We start from the raw sequence: 21564 nt of genomic DNA on the forward strand, positions 1-21564 counted from the left end.
ATAGCTGTCGTTCAGCAGTTGATGTCGACATTGGGCGAAAGAATCTCGATTTCCGAAGCCGTTATGCGGAGGGTGCTCTGGCCGCACGATAGGCGAATCTCCTGGTCGGCCGTCAGCTCGATGACCTTGCTGCCCAGCTTGATGCTGTTGCCGTCCAGGCTGATACTCGAACCCTCCTCTGCGCCGCCAACGCCAATGTGGTAGGCCTCGCCCACCGAAACGGATTTCTTCTTCAGCACCTGGGTGGTCTGGCTGAGGCCGACGACGGTATTCATCATCATGCCGACGTTCAGGCTGTAGCCAAATCCGACGTTTTCCATCCGGCCCATGCCAACGTTCTGCAAGGACGCCATCAGGATGGTTTCCGACTTGTTCATGCCAATCTTCACTGTCTCGTTGCGGTCGACGGTCTTGTCGCGGTTGGCATGCACAGTGATGCTTTCGTTGTTGTCCACTGTCTCGTTGCGGTCATGCTTCACATGAACCGTCTCGTCATGGTCGATGGTCTTGCGCCGGTCATGCCCGACCCAGTGGCTTTCGTCATTCTCGACGGCAATGTCCTGGTTGCGCTCGGCATGGATGTACAGCTGCTCGGCGCCTTTCTTGTCTTCCATGCGGATTTCGTTGAAGTTGGCTGGCGTGCCGCCTTTGCTCGAACGGCTTTTCATGCCGCTCTGGGTCGCGTTGGCGGGCAGGTCGTAGGGCACCGTCTGTTCGGCGTTGTAGACCCGGCCGGTGATGATTGGCCGGTCGGGGTCGCCTTCGAGGAAGCTGACGATGACTTCCTGGCCGATTCGCGGGATCTGCATCGAGCCCCAATTCTTGCCGGCCCAGGCCTGCGACACACGAATCCAGCAGGAGCTGTTTTCGTTGGACTGGTCGTGGCGGTCCCAGTGGAAGTGCACCTTGACCCGGCCGAACTGGTCGGTCCAGATTTCCTCGCCGGCCGGTCCCACCACCACGGCAGTCTGCGGTCCCTTGACGGTGGGTCGCGCGGTATTGGCCAGCGGGCGGTAGCTCTGTTGCGCGTCGATGCAACTGAGGCTGCTTTCGAACTGCGTACCGGGCGAGGCGCCGCCGGTTTCCAGGCCTTCCTGGGCGATGTAGTAACGCGCGCCGACGATCAGGTATTCGCGATTCTGGTCCTGGCGACCGAAGCCGGTGAGGCTGAACAGATGCCCCGAGCCCAGGCCCCGGGCGTTGCCGTTGAGCTTGACCCGTTCATGCAGGCTCTGGATGGCTTCGATGCGGGTGCGCGCGTAGTGCTCGCCGTCCTGGCTCTGCACGTAGGTGCCGGGGTAGTCATACAGCGGATAGTCGCCGGCGGTGTGCGGGCGCGGCATGGCCGAGCGCACGTCGATCCGCGCGCTGGGGCGCTGGAAGTCGTAGTCGTTGAGCTCCAGGGAACCGGGTTGGACTTCCTGGGCCAGGTGCCAGCCGTTGAGGTGATCGCGCTCGCGATGCTGGCCGTCCGGCGGGTAATACGGCAGCGACTCGTAGCCCGGGGCGCTGTGGTGGGCACCGTAGGCGTCGGCCAGGACCAGCACGTGGCGATCCTTTTCGTGGCGGAAGTAGTAGTAGATACCTTCCTGTTCCATCAGCCGGCTGACGAATTCGAAGCTGCTTTCGCGGTATTGAACGCAGTATTCCCACTCGCGATAGGGCTGGCTGAGGGCGTCTTCGAAGTCGGAGAAACCCAGGTCGCGGAACACCTGCTTGATGATCTGCGGGACGCTCAGGTGCTGGAAGATCCGGCAGTCGGAAGTGCGGGTCAGCAGCCAGAGCCAGGGGCGCAGGGTCACCGAATAGCTGGCGAACTGGCCCTGGCTGACGTTCTGGCTGCAGCGCGCGACGATGCCGTGGAAGTACCGCAGGCCGCCCTGGACCTGTAGCGACAGGCTCATGGGCTTGCCCAGCAACTGGTTGAGGTCCAGGTTGCCGTCGTTGGAGGTCAGGTGCAATTCGTAGTCGAACAGCCGGCCCAGTTCCTCACCACCGCCGAAGTCCTTGAGCAACAGGACATCCGGCCCGAGGGGGCTGTTGATCTGGGCCAGGCGGGTGGCTTGTGTGAATAGCATCGGTTATCTCGTTGAACGATAGGTGAAGCGCCGTAGCCCTTGTAGGAGCGAGCTTGCTGGCGATGGCGGTGTATCTGATACACCGCGAGGCATTGATCGCCAGAAAGCCGGCTCCTACAGGGGTTATGGCGTGATCAGGTGGCGTCACTGAATTGGTAATGCAATTCGTTATTCCGCTCGCCGATCCGCACTCCCGCCAGCACCTTGCCTTCGAGCTTTGGCGTGGGACGATAGCTTGGCGATTGAGGTCGAATGGTGTAGCGGGCGATCCTGCGCCTCACCTAGGTGGGCAGCCCAGAGCAGGGCAGATATGAAAGGTCATCAAAACTGGTGGTCCATCATCAGGTCGAGAGTGGGGCGAATTATGAATGATCTGATGTTTTCAGGAAACAGGGCTTTCACCGCCGCATCTATGATGCTCTTGATGCCTTTACCTTTAGCATCCACGGCGCTTGCGACCCCGGCGTTGAGATCCAAACGGCCAGCGGCATCGATACTTCCGTTACCACTAGTGTGCTGTTCTCGAAATAGTTTCCCATCAGGCACACTCGCCTCTCGTGCGTCAGAGCACACTTACTCGCGAACAGCGGGGATGAGAGCTAGGCTGCTAACTTCACGGTAGCTGCATCGTATTGTGACTCTTCAACCGCCAAGCTGAAGAGCGCCATACACCCCCTGCTGTAGTCACCAGAAGCCCGCTCGCCAAAGCGGGCTTCTGCATTCAGGCGTTCTGCCGAGCGGCGGATTCGGCTACCGTGGGCCGTTTGGCTGCTTTGGATTCGAGCCAATGATCAATATCATGCTCGAACCACCCTACTATTCCGCCGCTTAATCGCACCGAAGGTGGGAATGAAGGGTCGTTAGCTCAAGACGCCAAAGTGTTGAAGGGTTGATGCCCCCTAGCTTTTTGCAAACGGCTTTCCGGCGAATGATCTGCATGACTACCTCTGCGCTTTATCAGTTGCATGCAGTGTCAGCAGCGGTCATTCCCAAGTCACGGAGTCTCATTTTATTATTTTCACCTCTCGAAAATCCGTGATTCGCTCTCTCGATAAAGGACGCGATACTAACCGGGCTTCTAGAGCTGCGAAGAGGGTAGCAAAAGCCAAAGTGTATACGAGGGTGACTATATTCCGCGGGATGGCGCACAGCCCCCCTTGCAGAACGGGACCTGCAGGTCAGACTTACGTTTTAACGTCTAGCGTTGTTGAAATCGAAAAAGCCGCGTTGATTCGCGGCTTTTTTGTGGGCGTTATATCGACCTGCTATGCGCGACTAGAACAGATAGCCCATGTAGATCGCGGCGCCTCCACCGGCCTGCACACCAGCGTTCATGCCGGCCATGACCACCGCCCCCTTGGCCGACTGCAGCAACTGCCGGTTGACCGTGGAGGAGGCAATGAGCGAGGTCGCCGGGTTGGAGCTCAGAACCGCCGCCAACGCCAGCAGCTTGGGATCAAGCCCGAACAACAGGGCCGTGGCCGAACCACCGACCACCAGCCCCGCCCCCACTTCGGTATACAGGCAAGGCCCGGTGATGTCGTCACTGGTCAGGTCACGACTGACCAGGGCGTCGCTGACAAACACCTTGCCAGTGCTGGGAAAAGCCTCCGCCGCACCGGCTGCCCCTACGCTCTTACCCTTGAGCTGGATATTGATCTTGCCGAAACGCGGCAGGCGAGCGCCAAATCCGACCCCCAACCCGACGCCGCCGTAGCGGTAGCTGACGTTCTCGCCCTGGGGCGAACGCAGGATGATCGAACCGCCACTGCCCGCCACCAGGGCTACGGTCAGACCGCCACCGCTGGCGGTCTGATACTGCCAGCGACTCTCATTGAGCGGGATCGGGATGTTGTAGCTCATCGTTCAAAGTCCTTTATGTGAATGAACTGCGCCGCGACCGCACTGGCGGATAACCCTTAACAGGCCGGCAAGGGTGAACAGCAGACCAATACAACCCAGTACCCCGGGAGTGGCCCACAGTGCGGCAGGGGTATCGACCACGGCGCTACTGGCCGGCTGCTCGGGCAGGTAATACACCCGCACCGGCTGATCCTGCCGATAGCCAAAAATAAAGCCGCCCTGGGGGTAGGAAATCTTTTCACCACTGCTGGTGGTGAAGGCGATTTCGGGATGCGAACCACCGGCATTCAAGTGGCTGACGATGCCATCGGCGGTCTGTGCGTGGGCGAGGAATTCGCGTCGTTCAAGCGTGAGATTGACGGCAATGCCCAACAAGCCGATACCAATCAGGGCAAAGAGCAGCCCCTGAAGCATCTTCCCGAGGCGTGACGGGGTGAGGTTAGCCATGGCTTGTCTCGGTATTCGTCCATGAAAGAAGGCAGTCAGGATAACAAGAAACCACCGGGAAGTGCTTTGTACGACGCAGCAGATAATGCCTGTTCGAGCATTGCGACGTCCTGACCGAAGCAAGGAAAGTATCGACACTCTCGGCCAACCAGGAGCAGACCGAAAGCTGGATCAATGCCGGCCATCCTTTTTAGGGTCGAGCTTGCGAGCAAGTGGGATCGGCCAGTTGCTTGGCGGGACCACTTTCGGCTGTGGATTCAACCGGTCGCGAGGACAACAATCGCCCCTTAGCTGCCGGTCGCGATGGTTCTGAATCAGGTTCGCAAGTCACCCGCCCTGATGAATTCGATGAACGCTTTCAAGGCTGGTGGCACATGGTGCCGGCTGGAGTAATAAAGAAAGAATCGGCTTGGCGGTGCTTTCCATTCCTGGAGTATTTCTCTGAGATGCCCGTTCCGGATATCGTCGCGCGCCAGTTCCTCGTAGACATAGGCAATACCAGCGCCATCTTTCGCCGCTTGGATCATCAGCGCATCGTCTTCCAGAATGAGCGGGCCTGTGACGGACAACCGTATCGGTTGACCGTCTGCTTGATATTCCCAGGCGTAAAGTTTGCCACTGGGAAAACGTCTGGCAATGCACGCATGGTCGAGCAAGTCGCGGGGTGCGTGTGCGATCCCCTTCGCGGCCAGATAGGCATCCGCAGCAACGGTCACGAACGATTGAGGTGCGCCGACAGGGACTGCGATCATGTCGCCGGCCAGGCTTTCACCAAAGCGGACTCCAGCGTCAAAGCCGTCGTTCACGATATCGGTCAATCCATCATCGGTGATCAGGTCCAACTGAATGCGTGGATACCTGGCTACGAAGGGCGCGAGCACTTGCGCAAACACAATGCGAGCCGCCGGACGCGCCACGTTGAGTCGAAGTTTGCCAGTGGGCACTTCCTGCATCGAGGTCAATTGCGCCAACGTATCGGCAACCTGCTGCAGGGTCGGGAGCAGCGTCGCCAATAGCTGCTGTCCGGCTTCGGTCGGGGTTACGCTACGAGTGGTTCGGTTGAGCAGTCGGACGCCCAGGCGCGCCTCCAACGCGCGCATCGCGTGACTCAACGCGGAAGCCGAAACGCCACGCTCGTCGGCGGCCTTGCGAAAGCTGCGATGGCGAGCAACGGCGGCAAAGGCATCGAGTTCAGATAGATCGGGGGGCTGACTCATGAATGTCGTTCAGTAGTTCAAATGCGATTACTCATCTTATCGTCGTGAGATCTCTCTCGGATACTTCTCACATCATTTGTGCAGAGGTCGCTATGCAACGGAATCGTCTTGGTTCATCGGATTTTCTTATTTCACCTATTGGCCTGGGGACATGGGCAATCGCCGGCACCGGTTGGGAGTACAGTTGGGGAGCGCAGGATGACAAGGACAGCCTGAGCGCACTTGAGTATGCCGTCGAACGCGGCGTGAACTGGATTGATACCGCTGCGGTTTATGGCTTGGGCCATGCGGAGCAATTAGTGGGGCAATTGCTGCGTCGGGTGCCGGCCTCGCGGCGTCCTTTGGTGTTCACCAAAGGCAGCTTGGTCTGGGACCCGGTCACGAAGGCGATTTCGCACTCACTGGCCCCCCAATCCTTGCTCGCCGAGATCGACGCAAGCTTGCGCCGGCTTCAAGTCGAGACTATCGATCTTTATCAGATCCACTGGCCTGCTTTTCCTGCCGACGCAAGCAGTGAAGGTATTGAAATGGCGCTTTCGGCTTTGGCTACCGCGCGCGATCAAGGAAAAATTCGCGCTATCGGTGTATCAAATTTCAATGTCGCTCAACTCAAGCGGGCACAGGCGGTGACAGAGATCGTTTCGCTCCAGCCGCCGTACTCCGCCTTGATGCGAGACATCGAGAAGGACGTCCTGCCATTCTGTGAGCGGGCCGGGATGGGTGTCCTTGCCTATTCCACGCTTCAATCGGGGCTACTTTCCGGCAGCATGACACGCGAACGCATCTTGCAACTGCCCGAAGACGACTGGCGTAAGGCCCGAAGTGCTGACTTCCAGGAGCCCCGTTTGAGTGCGAACCTGGCATTGGTTGATGTTATGGCACGCATTGGAGAAAGGCACGGGGTGAGCGCTGCTGCGGTTGCCATCGCCTGGGTACTTCGCAAACCGGTAGTCACGGGCGCTATTGTCGGTGCCCGCCGTCCCTCACAAGTAGACGGGCTGATTGCAGCCTCGGAGTTGCGCCTTGACACGGCGGAAATCGACGAAATTCGGCCGTTTCTGCCGTCGGGCATGGGAACAAATGTCCCTGGCGCCGCCTGACACCATGCTGAACTATTACGGAGTCCCGTTTCTTCCATGCAGGAGGTAGCCAGGTCGACGACTCAACCGTTCGTAATAGGCACTTACAGCAGGAAAGTCTGGATGATCGAGCGGTGTTTCAAACCACCGGTTAACCGACAGGCCTATCGGTATGTCTGCGAGAGAAAACCCGTCTTCACTGACGTAGGCTCCTGTTGATTCGAGTTGTCGATTCAGGATCTCCATGTGCCTTGACCACAGGCTGCAAGCGGCTGCCAAGGCTCTGCTGTCCTGATGGTCAGGCGAATGCCTGACCAACGACATGAAGGCATACGTCCACGATTTGTTGAGGTCCGACGCTTGCCAGTCTATCCATTGGTCCACCCGCGCTCTTGCTCTCGGTTGGACCGGGTAAAAATGACCTCCGTTATAGCGAGACGCCAAATACCGAATGATCGAGTTTGACTCCCAGAGCACGAAGTCGTCGTCCAGGATCACCGGCACCGTTGCGTTGGGGTTCAGCGAAATGAATTTGGGCGAGCGCGTCGACTTGAAGCCAGACCCCCAATCCTCTCGCTCAAAGGGGATTTCGATCTCGGCGCATGCCCAAAGTACCTTTCGTACATTGATCGACGATGCCTTACCCAATATGCGCAACATTTCATGTCCTTATCGTTCAGGGTGGTTGGTCAGGGGCTTTCGATAACCCACTCGGATCTTTTTCTAGTGCGCCCGGCGCGATGCACAGGGGCCGCTCTCAAATCCGGGTGACGCAGGTTTACCGCGCCGCGCCAACCGCAAACAGACCGGTTCAGCGCCGCCCTTCTACGGCCAGCCCGCGCGGACCGTCTCCATCAGCCAGCGTTGCACGATCTGCCACACGGGCCTGCTGGCGAGAAATGTCGCGATGGGGCCAGCCATGACGGCAATCAGCGCGTTGACGCTCACGCTAATGACGATCTGCGTAAAACCGAGCACGATGGATTGCGCCAGCATGCTGCCGTGGTCGGCGTGTTGGACTTGACCGCTTGCCAGGCAAGGTAGAGCAGATAGCGCGCGCAGCCGAGTCGCAGCGCGTCATACGCATAGGGAACCGCCAGACCAAGACTGCGATAGTAGGGTGGTCAAAGGGGGGAACGTTAGATACAGATTGACTGACAAAACGTCATACAGCGGTCGCAGCACCGGGTATCCGCTCCCTGGGAATACGTTTGACTTCAACGTGAGCAATGGCTTGCCCCAATAGCGCATCCAAACACTCTGACGCGGTCAGCCGCGTGCATTATGGATGAGGGCTTTCGGTCAGGAACTGCCTGTTGTGACAGGCCGGAATCGACCGATTCTGTTGAAAAACTCGGCCATGGTTTGCGCATCAAAAAGTGCGCATCCGGGATTGAAATCTTTACTTTTGGCAGAGGCTTCCAGAGTCGGATTTTACGTAGCCGCGTGCAAAAAAGGCGTTTTCACCAGTCAATGATCGGGCAGTTTGGGCAGATCGACTTTTTCAACAGAATCGGCGTTCTTGTTTCTGTGTTTCCCGGGATTCCGTGAAGAACCAAAATTTAGTCGGCGCCTACAACCACGCCCAACAACACCCTGTCGCGGCAGCGGGGGGCTTGGGCCTTGTCGCGCTACAGTTCTGCCGCGAAGGTCTTGGCTTTCTTCGGCGTGACACCGTACCGTTGCTTGTAGACCTTGATGAAGTGGGAGGTATTTTCATATCCCACCTCCGCAGCCGCGTCGGTGACGGAATAATTTTTAGCCGTCAACAGCTGATGCGCGATGTCGACTTTTTTTTCGATGATCCAGCGGTTCGGGGTGGTGTTGTAGCTGCGCCTGAAGTCGCGGATAAAGGTCGACACGCTGCGTCCCGTCAGCAGGGCATAGTCTTCAATCTTCAGCTTGTGCGAATAGTACTGCTCCATGAAGTCGGTGATGAGGCGGCGTTTGCGGCTGCCGCCGCAGGACAGCTCGCGCAGGAAACGGAAGGACTTGTCCTGGATGGCGATCAGGTGCAGTAGTTCGAGCAGTTTCAATTCCAGCAGCGCGTCGGAGCCCTCCGCGCCCTTGTAGACATAATTCAGCGAATCGATATAGCGCTGAATCTGTTCATTGGCGTGCAGGGTATAAGTGCCGTGCACGTTTTTCTGCAGGCCGTCCGTGTGCGAATTGCCTGTGCCGACCGCGCGCGACAGGTATTTGGCGATCAGCTTGTCGTCGAAAAACAGCAGCACCGCCTCGAAGATATCGCTGCCAGTGACGTAGTCCGATACCGTGTAAACGCCTTTGGAGAGGAAAATCAAATGATTCTCGTCAACGACATTGGCCATGGCGTCATAGTCGCGAATAATCTGCTTGCCCTGCTTGATGTAGACGATCAACGGCGTGGCGATATAGATCGCCTTGTTTTCCAGGTTCGTTTCAAGCGTTTTATGGAGGATGGACGAGCTACCGTCAGCGAGGATAGGCTTTACATTGCGCATCGAATAAAGCGCCGCCGGTACTACTTCGAGTGTCATTGCTATGGCTTCTCAACAAATTGTTACGGCATCAAACTTCGCTGAAGTAGCCGCTGACCGGCGCACTGCTCAGATGCTCGACGATGACGCTCCACTGACCGCTCGAGATCATCAGGTCGACGTGGGTGCCGTGCATTTCACGCGAATCCCAGGCTTCCACCAGCGTGAACGCGAGTGGATCTTCCAGGTGGTTGAGGATCTTGACCGTTTGGCAACCGTCCACCTTCGGCAGATTGATCTTCACGTCGTTCATGATGTCCTTGAACGATTGCAGTTTTTCTTCTTTTACATTAAAGCTGATGACGAGATTGACGGACATATTACTTCTCCAGTTGGATTTGACTACAAAAAACATCATCGATTGCAGGAACCATAGATTGACGAGGTGACCAAACAAAATGCGCAGAATACGAAAAGAATGTTCAGGCTTTCATTTGCTGTTCCGTTCCCGGATCTAACATGGCCAGGCCGACCAGCGAAACCACTAAGTTCTTGATCCATTGTTTGACCTGGACTGCCTCAATAAAATCTTTTCCTTTCACATGATGCTCAGCGCTAGCCCAAAACCCTCTTTCGTTAGAGACTATTATGTAAATTCCTTTTTGGTGTAGATTCGATATGGCGCAAAGAATTCGCTATGGAAGCAACGACTATATATATAGTTAAAAAATGAAAATGATTAAAAATGATTAAAAATGCACGATTCCAGTCACTTTTGCGTTTTTCTTGCGCGACAGCCGATGGCATGCGCCGCCTGCGGGAACGGAGAGTCAGGCGTGGTCCAAAAACGGCCTATCTTGGGTAACTCGGGCGAGCGGAATACTTCCACCGAAGCAATGGAATTTTAATGATTTGGGAGTCGGGGTGTTGGCGCCGACGCCAGAATGCCCCTTGGTGCCGGAATCCGTTGACCTTGGGAAGGTCTGAAGTAGTCAGCGATTTTTAATGCCCTCCTTGGTTGAGGTCCAGGTAGCTTTAGATTCGAGCCAAAGATCGAGATCATGCTCAAACCAGCCCACTACCCCACCGCTTAATTGCACCGAAGCCGGGAAGGAAGGGGCGTTACGTTTAAGACGCCAGAGCGTTGAAGGGTTGATGCCTCCCAGCTTTTTGCAAACGGCTTTCCGCGGATGATCTGCATAACTACCTCTCCGCTTATCGGTGTGCATGCAGTGTCAGCAGTGTATATTCTCAGTTCACGAATTCTCACTTTTTTATTTTCAGCACGAGAAAATCCGTGATTCACTCTCTGGATGACTTATCTACAGGAAGCGGGACAAACCGCGCATCAACACCTGGAAATAGAGTAGCCAACATTAAAGTGTATACGGGGGTGACTATATTTCTGCTTCCAGCGCAAACATCCCTTCAGTCACGGCCCCAGCAGCCTCGAATTCCGGTTTAACGTCTAACAGCGACCGTGGTTTTACACGGATCTCGATAGACTCAAAATCCCCGTCATCACTCGATGATACGGGGATTTTGCTTTTTGGGATCGCCCCCTCAACATGGCAGACTGTTGAAACAACACGCCTCAGGCACACCACGCCAGGTCGGCAGCGTTGTCATGAGGTCGGCAGCGTTGTCATGAGGTGGGCACACAGGGATGACAGTAAGTGAGCATGGATACAAACAAGGGCACTTCCTTCGCCTATCAGGCGGTGTACCGCTATCTTGTCGAGATGATCGAGATCGCCCATTCGGAACCTGAGCAGAAATTGCCATCCTTGCGGCAACTGGCCCAGCGCCTGAACGTGTCGGTGTCGACGACCAAGTATGCCTATTCGCTTCTCGAGGACGAGGGGCGGATCTATGCCAAACCCAAGTTCGGTTATTTCACCAAGGCGATGCCGGCACCATTATTGAGTGAAGACTCGCCCAACTTGCTCGACAACGTGTTCTCCAACGCACGCCAGCCAAGGATGCTGGCCCTTAGCAGCGATGCGCCAGCGATGCTGTTGTCGCTGGAAAACCCGCTACTGATGATGGAGCGCGAACTGGCCCGGCAGTACCCACGCTCCCATGCACCGCTCTATCAGCCGTTCGGCGAGCCCGAGCTGCGCGGCGCTCTGGCCGATCGCTACACCAGTTCCACTCACCGCTACTGGCAGGCCGAGCATGTGTATATCGGCTCGGACCTGCGCAGTGTGCTGGAGTTGTCCCTCAGTGCGCTGAATCTGGGTGGCACTGTGGCGCTGGTGGAATCACCTTGCTCATGGGCAATCCTGCGCCAGTTACAGGCGGCGAAGATCCGCGTGATCGAAGTACCCCTCGGCGAGGATGGACGTTTCAACCTGCCCGCGCTCAGTGAGCTGCTCAGGCGTGAGCCCGTCCGGCTGGCGGTGCTGTCGTCGACCGTGAACATTCCCCAAGGCAAGCTGATGCCAGCGCAGGATAAACAGCAGATCTGTCGCTGGCTGGCGGAGCGGGATGTCTGGCTGTTCGAAAACGACAGCTACGGTGAATTCTGTTTTTCACCCAAGCCCGCCCGCTATCGCGATTTTGCCGATCCGGAAAAACTGCTGGTATTCTCGACCTTCGACAAGATCATCGGCTCGGAAGCGCCCTACGGTTATGTCCTGTGTCGTCGGCACGGGCCGCAGTTGCATCGGCTATTCCTGGAACGGGCATTTCGCCTGTCGCCGATCCGTCAGAAAGCGATCGCCAAACTCTTCAGTTCCAGGCGCATCGATCAGCATCTGATGGTGCTGCGAGCCATGTTGCTGGACCGTATGAAACGCATGAAGGCCCTGCTGGAGGAACACGCCGATGGCCAGTTGCGGGTGGTCGCCCCCCAAGGCGGCGCGACCTTCTGGCTCGAGGCCAGACACTCAGCGGACATGCGGCGGGTGTTCGAGCGCTTGCTGGCCCAGCGCATCGTCATCGCCCCAGGGGAAATCTTCAGCCAACAGGGGTTCTGGCGGCATCACTTGCGCCTGAGCTACACCCTCGACTGGAGCAAGGACATTCCCCAGGCCCTGAAGAAACTGGCCCAGGCTATCGGCGAAGAGCACTAGCCATACCTAGAGCCCATAGCAATGCCGCGCTTCAGGGAAGCGGCCATGACGCACCTCTTCGGCAAAACGCTCGCAAGCGTCGCGAATCACCGCGCCGACATCGGCGTACTGTTTGACGAAGCGCGGCACTTGCTCACCGCCCAAGCCCAGCACGTCTTCAGTCACCAGCACCTGGCCGTCGCAAGCCGGTGAAGCTCCGATGCCGATGGTGGGCATTTTCGAATCCAGGGTGATCTGCCGAGCCACACCTTCGGCCACACCTTCGAGCAGCAGGCTGAAAGCTCCGGCTTCGAGGTTGGCCCGGGCATCCTCGGCAATCACCGCAGCGGTTTCGGCGGACAGACCCTGAGCCTTGAAACCACCCATGACATTGACGAACTGCGGCATCAGCCCGACGTGAGCCATGACCGGAATACCACGTGCCACCAGGAATTCGACGGTACCCGACAGGGCCTTGTTGGCTTCCAGCTTGACAGCATCGCAACCGGTGCGCGCCAGGACCTGGGCACAATTGCGAAAGGCCTGTTCGTTGGATTCCTGATAGCTGCCGAAAGGCATGTCGGCGATGACACAGGACAGACGTGTACTGTCGACCACGGCCCGGATGTGGCCGATGATTTCTTCAAGCTGCATGCTCAGTGTCGAGGCCCGGCCATAGCCGACCATTGCAGTGGAGTCACCGACCAGAATGAAATCGACGATAGGGTCGATCAGCTTGGCAATAGAACTGGAATACGCCGTCAGGGATACGATTTTCTGTTGGCCCTTCATCGCGACCAGTTGTGGAACCGACAATCGTTTAGTACGGGTATGGATGCTCACAAGTGTCTTCCTGTGGTGATTGAACCCCCCGCGGGATGGGCGTAGGAGGTGCCCGATTATTGGTTAAATGCAAGGAAACTCAATGTACAGATTTGCGCTAAAAAGCAACCCAGGTGCATTGCCTGATTGCCCCTCCTGGCAACTAGATGGACATTGCCGGCTATAGACCTGGTCGCATTTTTCAAATGGCACGACCTATTTAAGGGACTGGGTTCGGATGTTGTTTCAGTCGCGAGTTTTCATGAATACCTGTTTAGAGCCCCTTGATAACGCCCCCTATTTATCCACGATCCCGTCGCTTTTCCCGGTGACGTGGCGAATCTGAACGCAAAAAAAAGCGCCGACGGGATCGTCAGCGCCTTGGCCTCACGAGGGTTCTGCTCAGGCTTTTCGGGTCCTTGGCAAAAAGATCGCCAGCACCCCGAACAGCGGCAAGAACGAACACAGCCTGTACACGTATTCAATGCTGTGAATGTCCGCCAGATGCCCCAGCAGCGCCGCACCAATCCCGCCGAAACCGAACATCAGGCCGAAGAACACCCCGGCGATCATGCCGACATTACCCGGCACCAGTTCTTGCGCGTAGACCACGATGGCCGAGAATGCCGAGGCCAGGATGAAGCCAATCACTACGCTCAAGATGCTGGTCCAGAACAGGTCGACGTGAGGCAGGATCAAGGTGAATGGTGCAACACCGAGAATCGAAAACCAGATCACCGCCTTACGGCCGACTTTGTCGCCAATCGGCCCACCAAAGAAGGTCCCCGCCGCGACCGCTCCGAGAAACAGAAACAGGTGCAACTGCGAACTGGCCACCGACAGGTCGAACTTCTCGATCAGGTAGAACGTGAAATAACTGGTGAAGCTGGCCATGTAGAAATACTTGGAAAACACCAACAGCCCCAACACCACCAACGCGCTCACCACCCTGCCTTTCGACAGCCCGTGAGTTGCTGCCTGGCCCTGCTTGAGCTTGAACAGGCTCAAGTGATTGGCGTACCAGCGGCTGATGCCATAGAGCACCACCAACGCAAACACGGCGAACAATCCGAACCAGGCGACATTGCCCTGACCGAACGGAATGATGATCGCCGCCGCCAGCAACGGCCCAAATGCGGAGCCGGCGTTGCCACCGACCTGGAAGGTCGATTGCGCCAACCCGAAACGCCCACCCGAGGCCAACCGCGCCACGCGAGAAGCTTCCGGGTGAAAGGTCGAGGAGCCGATTCCGATCAACCCCGCTGCCAACAGAATCAACGGAAAACTGCCGACCTGGGACATCATCAAAATGCCGACCAGGGTGCAGATCGCTCCTGCCGGCAGCAGATACGGCTTGGGATGGCGATCGGTGTAGTAACCGACCCATGGCTGCAACAGCGATGCCGTGAGCTGAAAGGTCAGGGTAATCAGGCCAACCTGGGTGAAGGTCAGCCCGTAATTGGCCTTGAGCATCGGGTAGATCGACGGCAGCACCGACTGAATCAGGTCGTTGATCAAATGCGCCAGCGCCACCGCGCCGATGATTCGCATGACCAACGGGCTGCTTTGCGAAGTCGCGAGTGCCGGCGATGCGACAGTTTGAGCGTTACTGGTAGCCATGAGAGTTTCCATACAGCGTAAAGGAGAGCACTTGCAGGTGCGACAATGTGCCATCTTTCGGTGCAGCAACGCCATCCCCTTAGCCTGCTAACGATCTCTGGATTGTCGGCCGTCAGATGCTAGCGCAGTGCCATGGTCTGAATCTTGCCTTGCTTATCCGCTTCAACGCGGCCCCTTACAAAGGGGATCGAGAATGGGAAGTTTCACCACAGCGCTGGTCCCACATGACCCGCCGAGGTGAACTTTCGAGGCCTTTTATGAGGGCACAGGGTGCGGCCATAACGCCGCGACCGCACGCCATTGGTGCGTGGTGCCCAGAGGAGTAGTCGGGCATGCAGGCTTTTCTGGCACCGGGGATTGGACTGCTTGGGCGTTTCGGTTTCGCCCGCAAGTTTCAGTTGTTGTTTCTGCTGTTTATCCTGCCGCTGGCGGGCAGCTTGTGGATGATTGGCCAGGATTACCGCGACAAGCTCAGCCTGATCGCCGGCGAGCGTGCCGGTGTCCGCCAGCTGATCGCCCTCGACGCGCTGGACAACCTGCTCGCCGCCCAACGCGACCGCGCCGCGCGCTGGCGCGCCACCGAAACCAATCGCCAGCCAACACCGGCCACTGTCGCCGCGATGGCCGCGTTCGATGCCGTACAGCCTGCTCTGAATCAAGCCGTGAACGATCTTGGCCATGCGCTGACAACCGAAGGGGCCGAAGCCGACACCCTCAGTCGCTATCAAACCCTGCAAACCGCGCTCAATGGTCTGGACTCGAAAAGCCTGAGCAGCGTCGGTTGGTGGCCGGATGGCTATGAACGTTTCACTGCGGCCCTCAGCGCATTGCAAGCACTGCGCGAACAGATCGCCATGGATAACCGCCTGACCCTGGCTCCCTGGCTGGAAACCTACCTGCTGACGCAGATCTCGACCCAGCACGCGCCAGACCTGATCGAACGGGTCGGTCGCCTTGCCAGCATCGGCCAGGCATCGGTGGTGTCCGGACAATTCTCATTGCAAAGCCGTCTGCAACTGCGCGATCTGCGCGGCCGCATTGGCGACGCTCGCGAGCAACTGATCAAGACTGGCAGCTTGCTCGAAGCACGACTACCCAGTGCATTGCAAGCCTGGGCCGGGCAATACCACGACAGCCTCAAGCATCTGGACACCGGACTGAAAGGCCTGGATGACGGCATGTTCGGCGCCAGCATCACGCTCAAACCAGAAGACTTCGAACGCAACCTCGACGCCCTCCTCTCTGACCTCGCCTCGCTGCGCCAGCAAACGCTGGTGTCACTGGATCAGCGTCTGGACTACTACCACGGCTCGGCCATTCGCCAGTTCATCCTGGTGGCGAGCGTCCTCGGTTGCCTGCTGCTGGCCGCGCTGTATTTGTTCATCTGCCTGCAAGCTTCGATCCGCCGTAGCGCCAGCGGCATTACGCTGCTCGCCGAAGCCCTGCGTGATGGCAACCTGAGCCTGCAAGTGCCGGTGCACGGTCGCGATGAGCTGGCAGCGATCAGCACCGCGCTCAACGTTGCGGTGGTGCAACTGCGCACCAGCCTGCTGGGGGTCGATCACGAAACCCTGCAATTGGGCAACGCGGTGCGAGCCCTCAATACTCACGCCAGCGAGGCACTGGGCGAAGTCGAAGCCCAACAGTTGCAGATCAGCCAGATCGCTGCTGCGGCCACGCAACTGGCCGCCACTTCGCAAGGGGTCGCCCAGAGTTGCGAACACGCCTCAGGCAGCGCTCAGCAGACCCAGCGCATTGCCGCCGAGAGCAGCCGCGACAGCCAACGCACCACAGCGAGCATTCAGCAGCTCAATCAACGCCTGAACGATACTGCCGCCGCCCTTGGCCGGGTCAGCGAACAAGGGCAGCAGATTCAACTGGTGGTGGACACCATTCGCGGTGTGGCCGAGCAGACCAACCTGCTGGCGCTCAATGCCGCCATCGAAGCCGCCCGCGCAGGCGAACAAGGCCGGGGCTTTGCGGTGGTCGCCGATGAAGTGCGCAGTCTGTCGCAGCGCACTCAATCCTCCACCGCACAGATCGCCGGCACCGTCGACAGCCTGCGCAGCACTGTCAACGAAGCCGTGACCCTGATGGAAGCCGCCTGCGGCCAGGCCCAAACCGACGCACAAGCGGTTACCGGTCTTGGCGAACGGCTGGGGGAAATCGCCAGCGCGGTGCAAAGCGTCACCGATACCCTGGCGCAGATCGCGACGGCGGTAGAAGAGCAAGCCAGCACGGCCGATGAGGTCAGTGGCAACATCCAGCAAGTCGATCAGGCCGCCGTGCGCCTGCTTGAAGGCGCACGAGCGGTGAACCTCGCGGCGGACACCTTGAGTTCAGGCAGCAAGGCATTAAGCGAGAATACCGGGCGGTTTCAGCTGGGTTAAAGCTGAAAACTCATCCGTTTTTATGGGGCGGGTTGATAAGCGGTTGAAAGCGTAGAGAAATATTTTAGATTTACGCTTGACACTTCATCGTTACGAGCCAATAATGCGCGCCACTTGGCTACATAGCTCAGTTGGTTAGAGCATAGCATTCATAATGCTGGGGTCCGGGGTTCAAGTCCCTGTGTAGCCACCAAGTACTAAAAACGGCTTACCGAAAGGTAGGCCGTTTTTTTATGCCTGAAGAAAAGTACCCGGCCCACCGACGGCTCACATCGCTCTGTGAGCCGCAGGATTCATCAAGCGCCGAAGCGCTCGACTATAGCGTGGGCAATGCCGACAACGCCTTTTCCCATATCTGCCGGGTGCGAACCCAGACCATTTCCTGCCAGTCACTGTCAGCGGGATAGAACTGCTCAACAAGTTTCAGCTTGATCGCCCGCCCCACTGCATCACCCGGATTGCCGTGCAGGTGCAACCAGTGATCGTCACGCAGATGAGCATGCACCGCCTCTCCCGGGTAGGTGCCGCACTCGATGACAAACGGCATCAGGCGCACCTGCGGCAGCGCATCAAGTAGCGCCTGCGAGGTGTAGCCAGTGGCCGATGCGGCAATCCCGGTTTCGCTGTGGGTCTGCGCACCGGTTTGAATGGTGTAGAGCCACGGACCGTAAATGGCCTGCGCCTGCTCCAGTGCCGGATAAGCCGCTTGCGTAACGGTCAGCAGCATCGGATGGCCGTACTCTCCCGCACCGGAGTGCAGGTCGAAACACATGGCGACCTCGGCCTGGGAGAGATGCGCCGCAATGATCTGATGCAAGGTCCGGTTCGACCAGCTCGGCGCCAGCCCACCGTAAAACAGACCGTCGGGATGACTGTGCTGGCCGCCCTCGACAATCGACATCACTGTCGGCCAGCCATGCTCGCTTAACTGCGTGGCAAGCAAGGCATCGGCGCGTTCACGCTCCGGGCCGTGTAACTGGTTGAAGGCATAAATCGGGTGAAGCGCTGCGTAGGCCTGATTGTCGGGCAACGGCCGATCAAAGTTCAGGTGATTGCGGTTCAGATCGATGTTGTCTTCGTTGACGCGACGCAGCCACGCCGTGCCCCAGGGATTGATCAAGTGGATCATCACCACTGCGACATCGGCGGGTAGTGGGCGTTTGCCGAACTCGTTCAGCCAATTGATCTGGCACTCAGAACCGTAGAAGCCCTCAACCCCGTGGGTGCCGCTCAGCATCACCAGCAAACGCTTTGCACCGGGGTCGCCGAGCACCGCCACGTCAGTGCTCAACGACTCGCCAAACGGCCCTTTGAGTGGATGCGGGTATTCGGTCAACCGGGCTCCGGCTGCGGTCGCTGCCGCCAGGAATTGTTCGCGCTGCGAACGGTAACTTGGCTGCGTTGGGAACTCGGTCTGCATGTCGGCCTCTTGTTGTTATTGATGTGTTTTTAGCGAAGATCTAGCGCCTCCGACCCTACAGAAAAACCCAGCATCGAAGAAGAGAAAAGCTGCCCATCCGTCGACCAATACGCACAAGACCAGCGTTGCAGCTGGCTCAAGGCGCAGATACAGTCCATTGATCCTTTATCCAACGGACGGAGTGCCCCACGTGTTCCCAACCTTCCATTTGAGTCGCTACCGCCTGACTGCCCTGTCGCTGCTCGCCGCCGCGCTGACCCTCGCTGCCTGCAGCGCCCCGCCCGCTTCGTCGGCCATCAGCGCCTTGCCCGTGGCCCCGGAAATCGCCTCGGGGTTTCGCACCGACCTGCACACCCAATACGCTGCCAAACACATGGCCGCAGCCGCCAACCCACTGGCAGCCGCAGCAGGACGGGAGATGCTGCGTCAGGGTGGTTCGGCAATCGACGCCGCCATCGCCATGCAAGCGGTGCTGACACTGGTTGAGCCGCAATCCTCGGGGATCGGTGGCGGCGCGTTGATCGTGCTCTGGGATGGCAAGGCCGTGCGCACCTACGACGGCCGCGAAACCGCACCCGCTGGCGCGACTGAAAAGCTCTTCCTGCAAGCCGACGGTAAACCCATGCCCTTCCCCGATGCGCAGATTGGTGGTCGTTCGGTCGGAACACCGGGGGTGTTGCGTGCATTGGAGTTGGCCCATCAAAAGCACGGTCGTTTGCCATGGGCGAAGCTGTTCGAGCCGGCCATTGCCCTGGCGGAAAAGGGCTTTGCGATCTCGCCGCGCCTGCATACGATGATCGCTTCCGATCCGTTCCTGCCGCGCTCCCCTGACATGGCTGCGTACTTCCTGAATGCCGATGGCAGCCCGAAAGCCGTTGGTACGTTGCTGAAAAACCCGGCACTGGCCAAGGTCCTCAAACGTGTTGCCACAGAAGGCCCGAGCGCGTTGTATGAAGGTCCAATTGCTCAGGAGATCGTCGCCAAGGTTCAAGGCAATGCCAACCCCGGCAGCCTGTCGTTGAACGACCTCAACGGCTACAGCGCCAAAGAGCGTGCCCCGCTGTGCACCGACTACAAGCGCTGGCAAGTGTGCGGCATGCCGCCGCCATCATCGGGCGGGATCGCCGTGGCGCAGATCCTCGGCACCTTGCAGGCACTCGAAAGCAACGACAGTCGCTTCACTCTGGCGCGACTGAAACCACTCAAGACCGATAAACCGGCGGGGCTCGAACCCGCGCCTGAAGCCGTGCACCTGATCGCCGAAGCCGAGCGTCTGGCGTACGCCGACCGCGCGCAGTACGTCGCCGACTCGGACTTCGTGCCGGTCCCGGTCGCCGGTCTGGTCTCCCCTGCCTACCTGACCAACCGTGCAAACTTGATCAGCGAACGCAGCATGGGCAGCGCCAAACCCGGCACGCCACCGGGCATCCAGGTGGCCTACGCCCCAGACCGCTCACCACTGCGAATCTCTACCTCGCAAGTGGTGGCCGTCGACGATCAGGGCGGTGCCGTGTCGATGACCACCACCGTTGAAGCCGCCTTCGGCTCGCACCTGATGGTGCAGGGTTTCATGCTCAATAATCAGATGACCGACTTCTCGTTCATCCCCGAAGAAAACGGCCAACCCGTGGCCAACCGTGTCGAGCCCGGCAAGCGCCCGCGCTCATCCATGGCGCCGACGCTGATCTTTGATCGTCAAAGCGGTGAGCTGGTCGCGACACTCGGTTCGCCCGGCGGCTCGCAAATCATCGAGTACGTTGCCAAGTCGGTGGTCGGCCTGCTCGACTGGAACCTCGACCCGCAAGCCGCCATCAGCCTGCCCAACTTCGGCAGCCGCAATGGCTCGACCGAACTGGAACAAGGCCAGTTCAGCCCGGCGCTTATTCAGGCCCTCAAGGACAAAGGGCATTCGATCAATCAAATCGACATGACCAGCGGCACCCAGGCCATCGTTCGCGTACGCGACGCTCAGGGCAAAGCGGCCTGGGCCGGTGGCGCCGATCCACGGCGTGAAGGTGAAGCGCTGGGGGACTGATCGACTCTGGAAATGACCAAGGGCTTACCGCGAGGCAAGCCCTTTTTTATTGTCTGGCGCCAGCACACTGGATCGGTCGATCCCGCCAATCGCCCCATACCTTGTCCAGCCCCTCGGCATGGGACACACCTGGCAAGACCACCACTTCCAGGCAGTCAGCCTGCCCTAGCGCCCGACGATAACTGTCGACCAGGGCCGGCGGTACGATGGAGTCGTCAGCGCCGACCAGGTGCCGTTGCCGAACATGAGCCAGGCGCGCTCGGTTATCCAAGGGTTCCAGCGAGCCGGTGAGCGGACTGAGGTTCAATCGCTCGGCCCACAACCTGGGGCTGAGATTACCGGCCAGGGTTTGCACCTGGGCAATATCGTCGCGGCGAGCCGCTAGCAACAAAGCCAACGCGGCACCGCCGGAATAACCGATCAGCTCAAAGTCCTGGTTGCCGTAGCGACTTTTGATCTGGTTCAACGCCTGATCGAGACTGTCCAGCACCTCGGGAGAAAAGCGCCGCGCGGTCCACAGTGCCGGCACACACCCTGGCGTACTGACGAACTGACAAGGACGCGCGAGGTAAAGACTCGGGGTCGGATCACTGAACGCCATCCCGGCAATCAGCAACTGCTGTGGACTGGGGTCGAGGCTCGGCTGGGAAGCCGTCGCCCAGGCGTGGCCGTCACCTTCCAGGTAAAGACGGATCCGACGGCTATCGGGACGTTTCAACGGAGTACTCAGTATCAGCGGAAAAGCTTGAGTAACGATTATTTCCACATGCTGAGCATGCTCTGACGCCAGCGCTTCCAGAGACTGTCTGGGCGACTGGCAACCACTCAGCAAAGCGCCGAGCAACAACGCAATCTTCAAGACACCTGGTTTGCGCTTCATCTGCTCCCTCCGACACGTTCGACCAGGACAGACACCCACGCCTGCTGCCACCCAGTGCGCGATTGTAGTCGTAAATGACGGTCAATTCGTGCCGTTACCCGATAGCGAAGTGCAGGTATGTGAACGGCCACATCCAGCAATGATATTTGCGCCTGACCTATCCAAGGGCTTGAACAGCGGTCGCTATGCTTGAGTACC

18 protein-coding genes, 1 tRNA gene and 1 pseudogene are annotated in these 21564 nt (G+C 58.5%); 5 read left to right on the forward strand and 15 right to left on the reverse strand.

Going from position 1 to position 21564, the window contains the following annotated elements; genetic code table 11:
- Positions 1–11: 11 nt before the first annotated feature.
- From AC1RJ3_RS12925 to AC1RJ3_RS12950, 6 genes are all read right to left on the reverse strand, one after another.
- The gene (locus tag AC1RJ3_RS12925; protein WP_347928900.1) at positions 12–2078 is read right to left on the reverse strand and encodes a type VI secretion system Vgr family protein; all 2067 of its coding nucleotides are present in this window, start codon (positions 2076–2078) and stop codon (positions 12–14) included.
- Between the two features lie 321 nt (positions 2079–2399).
- Entirely contained in the window at positions 2400–2624 is a 225-nt protein-coding gene (locus AC1RJ3_RS12930) for a hypothetical protein (RefSeq protein ID WP_347928899.1), read from the reverse strand.
- A 175-nt stretch (positions 2625–2799) separates the two neighbouring features.
- Positions 2800–2916 carry a hypothetical protein gene (locus AC1RJ3_RS12935; protein WP_347928898.1) on the reverse strand — a complete coding sequence of 39 codons (117 nt, stop codon included), beginning with the start codon at positions 2914–2916 and terminating at the stop codon, positions 2800–2802.
- A gap of 437 nt (positions 2917–3353) precedes the next feature.
- Entirely contained in the window at positions 3354–3941 is a 588-nt protein-coding gene (locus tag AC1RJ3_RS12940; RefSeq protein WP_253416760.1) for a hypothetical protein, read from the reverse strand.
- Between the two features lie 3 nt (positions 3942–3944).
- The gene (locus AC1RJ3_RS12945; RefSeq protein ID WP_477747023.1) at positions 3945–4388 is read right to left on the reverse strand and encodes a DUF3592 domain-containing protein; all 444 of its coding nucleotides are present in this window, start codon (positions 4386–4388) and stop codon (positions 3945–3947) included.
- Between the two features lie 314 nt (positions 4389–4702).
- Positions 4703–5605: a LysR family transcriptional regulator gene (locus AC1RJ3_RS12950; protein WP_347928896.1), complete on the reverse strand. Its 903-nt coding sequence runs from the start codon at positions 5603–5605 to the stop codon at positions 4703–4705.
- Positions 5606–5697: 92 nt separating this feature from the next.
- Between AC1RJ3_RS12950 and AC1RJ3_RS12955 the strand changes: the two genes are divergently transcribed.
- Complete coding sequence (locus AC1RJ3_RS12955) at positions 5698–6705, forward strand: aldo/keto reductase (RefSeq protein WP_103318476.1); 1008 nt, start codon at positions 5698–5700, stop codon at positions 6703–6705.
- Between the two features lie 15 nt (positions 6706–6720).
- On the opposite strand, the gene AC1RJ3_RS12960 is transcribed toward AC1RJ3_RS12955, so the two are convergent.
- The 5 genes and pseudogenes from AC1RJ3_RS12960 to AC1RJ3_RS12980 all read right to left on the reverse strand — a co-directional run bounded on the left by AC1RJ3_RS12960 (position 6721) and on the right by AC1RJ3_RS12980 (position 10372).
- Entirely contained in the window at positions 6721–7344 is a 624-nt protein-coding gene (locus tag AC1RJ3_RS12960) for a glutathione S-transferase family protein (protein WP_054595610.1), read from the reverse strand.
- 165 nt (positions 7345–7509) lie between these two features.
- A pseudogene (locus AC1RJ3_RS12965) lies at positions 7510–7793 on the reverse strand (LysE family translocator); the annotation flags it as partial.
- A 522-nt stretch (positions 7794–8315) separates the two neighbouring features.
- Positions 8316–9203, reverse strand: a complete 888-nt coding sequence (locus AC1RJ3_RS12970) for a helix-turn-helix domain-containing protein (RefSeq protein WP_054595609.1) — start codon at positions 9201–9203, stop codon at positions 8316–8318.
- A gap of 31 nt (positions 9204–9234) precedes the next feature.
- On the reverse strand, positions 9235–9522 hold the full coding sequence (locus AC1RJ3_RS12975; RefSeq protein WP_054595608.1) for a putative quinol monooxygenase: 288 nt from the start codon (positions 9520–9522) through the stop codon (positions 9235–9237).
- 613 nt (positions 9523–10135) lie between these two features.
- Entirely contained in the window at positions 10136–10372 is a 237-nt protein-coding gene (locus AC1RJ3_RS12980) for a helix-turn-helix transcriptional regulator (protein WP_493079228.1), read from the reverse strand.
- 453 nt (positions 10373–10825) lie between these two features.
- On the opposite strand from AC1RJ3_RS12980, the gene AC1RJ3_RS12985 reads away from it, so the two are divergent.
- A complete protein-coding gene (locus AC1RJ3_RS12985) occupies positions 10826–12220 on the forward strand; it encodes an aminotransferase-like domain-containing protein (RefSeq protein ID WP_493079242.1) in 1395 nt (464 codons plus the stop codon).
- Positions 12221–12226: 6 nt separating this feature from the next.
- On the opposite strand, the gene panB is transcribed toward AC1RJ3_RS12985, so the two are convergent.
- Both panB and AC1RJ3_RS12995 read right to left on the reverse strand, forming a co-directional pair.
- Positions 12227–13042, reverse strand: a complete 816-nt coding sequence (gene panB / locus AC1RJ3_RS12990) for a 3-methyl-2-oxobutanoate hydroxymethyltransferase (RefSeq protein ID WP_493079229.1) — start codon at positions 13040–13042, stop codon at positions 12227–12229.
- A gap of 381 nt (positions 13043–13423) precedes the next feature.
- On the reverse strand, positions 13424–14641 hold the full coding sequence (locus AC1RJ3_RS12995) for an MFS transporter (protein ID WP_054595605.1): 1218 nt from the start codon (positions 14639–14641) through the stop codon (positions 13424–13426).
- Positions 14642–14973: 332 nt separating this feature from the next.
- Between AC1RJ3_RS12995 and AC1RJ3_RS13000 the strand changes: the two genes are divergently transcribed.
- Both AC1RJ3_RS13000 and AC1RJ3_RS13005 read left to right on the forward strand, forming a co-directional pair.
- Entirely contained in the window at positions 14974–17031 is a 2058-nt protein-coding gene (locus AC1RJ3_RS13000; protein ID WP_054595604.1) for a methyl-accepting chemotaxis protein, read from the forward strand.
- A gap of 116 nt (positions 17032–17147) precedes the next feature.
- A tRNA-Met gene (locus AC1RJ3_RS13005) sits at positions 17148–17224 on the forward strand.
- A 123-nt stretch (positions 17225–17347) separates the two neighbouring features.
- On the opposite strand, the gene AC1RJ3_RS13010 is transcribed toward AC1RJ3_RS13005, so the two are convergent.
- On the reverse strand, positions 17348–18451 hold the full coding sequence (locus AC1RJ3_RS13010; protein WP_493079230.1) for a DUF2817 domain-containing protein: 1104 nt from the start codon (positions 18449–18451) through the stop codon (positions 17348–17350).
- Between the two features lie 190 nt (positions 18452–18641).
- Between AC1RJ3_RS13010 and ggt the strand changes: the two genes are divergently transcribed.
- Complete coding sequence (gene ggt, locus AC1RJ3_RS13015; RefSeq protein WP_493079231.1) at positions 18642–20486, forward strand: gamma-glutamyltransferase; 1845 nt, start codon at positions 18642–18644, stop codon at positions 20484–20486.
- Between the two features lie 46 nt (positions 20487–20532).
- Here the strand turns inward: ggt and AC1RJ3_RS13020 are convergent, their stop codons facing one another.
- Complete coding sequence (locus tag AC1RJ3_RS13020) at positions 20533–21366, reverse strand: alpha/beta hydrolase (protein ID WP_493079232.1); 834 nt, start codon at positions 21364–21366, stop codon at positions 20533–20535.
- Positions 21367–21564: the final 198 nt, after the last annotated feature.

It is taken from the genome of Pseudomonas sp. GW822-FHT04C11, assembly GCF_058800905.1.